The sequence below is a fragment of the Vibrio sp. 10N.222.48.A3 genome (genome assembly GCF_041475345.1).
Taxonomy (GTDB): domain Bacteria; phylum Pseudomonadota; class Gammaproteobacteria; order Enterobacterales; family Vibrionaceae; genus Vibrio; species Vibrio tasmaniensis_A.
The window spans coordinates 1-1897 of the sequence record NZ_JBFRVX010000517.1 but is presented as its reverse complement, the minus strand read 5'-3'; the positions used below and the strand labels follow the sequence as shown (position 1 = coordinate 1897).

2 protein-coding genes and 2 pseudogenes are annotated in these 1897 nt (G+C 39.5%); 1 reads left to right on the top strand and 3 read right to left on the bottom strand.

Annotated features, from left to right (window positions below):
• Both AB4653_RS15050 and ulaR read right to left on the bottom strand, forming a co-directional pair.
• Window positions 1-67, bottom strand: a pseudogene (locus AB4653_RS15050) (cold-shock protein); the annotation flags it as partial.
• A gap of 428 nt (window positions 68-495) precedes the next feature.
• Window positions 496-1272 (bottom strand): HTH-type transcriptional regulator UlaR, encoded by a 777-nt coding sequence (gene ulaR / locus AB4653_RS15045; RefSeq protein ID WP_009847985.1) that lies wholly within the window; start codon window positions 1270-1272, stop codon window positions 496-498.
• Between the two features lie 211 nt (window positions 1273-1483).
• Between ulaR and AB4653_RS15040 the strand changes: the two genes are divergently transcribed.
• Window positions 1484-1822 (top strand): HAD family hydrolase, encoded by a 339-nt coding sequence (locus AB4653_RS15040; protein ID WP_372104620.1) that lies wholly within the window; start codon window positions 1484-1486, stop codon window positions 1820-1822.
• Here AB4653_RS15040 and AB4653_RS15035 read toward each other — a convergent pair.
• Window positions 1805-1897: pseudogene (locus AB4653_RS15035) on the bottom strand (flagellar biosynthetic protein FliR); the annotation flags it as partial. The gene AB4653_RS15040 and the pseudogene AB4653_RS15035 sit on opposite strands and share 18 nt — an antisense overlap.

The window sequence follows — 1897 nt, the reverse complement described above, 5'->3', positions numbered from 1 at the left end:
GAGTTAGAAAACCAAAACCTTTCTCTTCGTTAAACCATTTTACTACGCCGTTTGTTTTGTTAGACATGATGTGTCCCTTATATAAGATAAAAAATTAATCGCAAAATGCGATGCGCTGAGAGCTGGAATTATTTAATGTATCTATGAAGCTAAGGGAAACACTGAGAATAACAATGACGAGGAATTCTGAGGGTTTTACTTTACAACTGGATGTTTCATTTAATAACCCTGAAAACAGAGCAAGCACATTCTTGGTGATCCTGACCAGGTTGTAAAGCGTTATTTGAATAAAATGACTATTTTTTGTTCAATTAACTTCTATTCAGCCCCACAACATCACTGAACTTCATTTACAAAGCTATGATCTGAAGAAATTTACTCTTCCGCGGTTTGGTTCGGACAACACACACACGGCCAGTAATAATGTTCTACTAGAATCAAGAGTACGACAAAAGCAAAAACAAACGCCGCAACAGCACTCTCCACGTAACTAAACTAAACTACCAGTATCTTCACACCAAGTTCTCGTAAAGCATCAAGCACCTTAGGGTCAGCGCCGTCATCTGTAATCAATGTGTCAATCTGAGAAGCGGTAGCGAGTAACTTCCCACCATGCTTACCTACTTTGCTGCTATCTATCAGAGCCACAATACGATCACCATACTCCAGCAGCTTTTTCTCTGCCATATAGACCAATAGATCAGAGGTATGCACACCAGCTGTCGTAACACCCGTACCCGTAAAGAAGACAAAACGACTTTTATGGTCATCTGCTGCTTCTTCATCTGGAGAAATAGTGATCTGACGTTCGGGTAGATATTGGCCACCAAGTATGATGATACTTTGATGATCTTGACTAATCAGCTGATAAGCCAATGGCATAAAATTCGTCACAACTTGCACATCACGATGCGCTAAATGCTCTCCCATCAAAAAAGTCGTATTGCTACCACTCACAATAATACTGTCGTGTTCTTCACACATATCTGCCGCAGCTTTAGCAATTCGCTTTTTCGCTACATAGCTTTCTATATCTGTTTCGCAGGGGATAAAGCTGCTTGGTGCATGAGTTGCGGCTAGGGACGAGTCAAAATTGATTACCTCTGCCCCATTACGGATTTTTTTCAGCCTCCCTTCTTCCGCCAACTTTGTAATGTCCCGACGAGCTGTAGATAAAGAGATATCTAACATCTTCACATAGTCATTTGTCGTTATAAACGTATGACTCGTTAGATGATCTAACAAGCTTCTATGACGCTGAGCTTCATTCATTGTTCATACCATTAAGTTCTTTTGAATTATTTTGACGCATTATGAACTTTTGAGCAATTAGATTCTCGAAATGAACTCTTTTGAATTAATTTGACTCAAAATGTGTGATCAAAACCATTCTTTTGTTCATAATAAATCAAAAATGACTTTACGTGACCGCATTTGACCACTTATAGTCAACTTGCGTCATGAGAAGTCACTGGAGAGTAAAATGAAATACCAAGCAGTAATGATTGATTTAGATGGAACACTGTTAAGTGATGCTGAGCAGATCTGTGTGACTAACAAACAAGCGATTTGTCTTGCCGTTAATAATGGATATCAGGTGAGCTTGGCGAGTGGTAGACCGCACCAGCTGATGATGCCATATGTTGACCAACTTCAATTATCGCTACCAATCATCTGCTGCAATGGTGCCTATATTTATGATCCTAAAACACAACGTGTTCAACATCAGCACACAATTAGTCATGAATCACTAACGGGTCTGTTGAGCTTACTGAATGATGGACATTTCACCTTCACCATCTATTCAAGTAAAGGCATCTAACCTGATTAGACGACATATCTGTTGTTCGGTTTGTATCCAGAATAACTCATAGTGACTAAATAAGCCGCCAAGGAT

What these genes read in the sequence shown, in the direction of transcription:
- ulaR (WP_009847985.1), bottom strand. Translation starts at nt 1,272, where the DNA reads ATGAATGAAGCTCAGCGTCATAGAAGCTTGTTAGATCATCTAACGAGT.
- AB4653_RS15040 (WP_372104620.1), top strand. Translation starts at nt 1,484, where the DNA reads ATGAAATACCAAGCAGTAATGATTGATTTAGATGGAACACTGTTAAGT.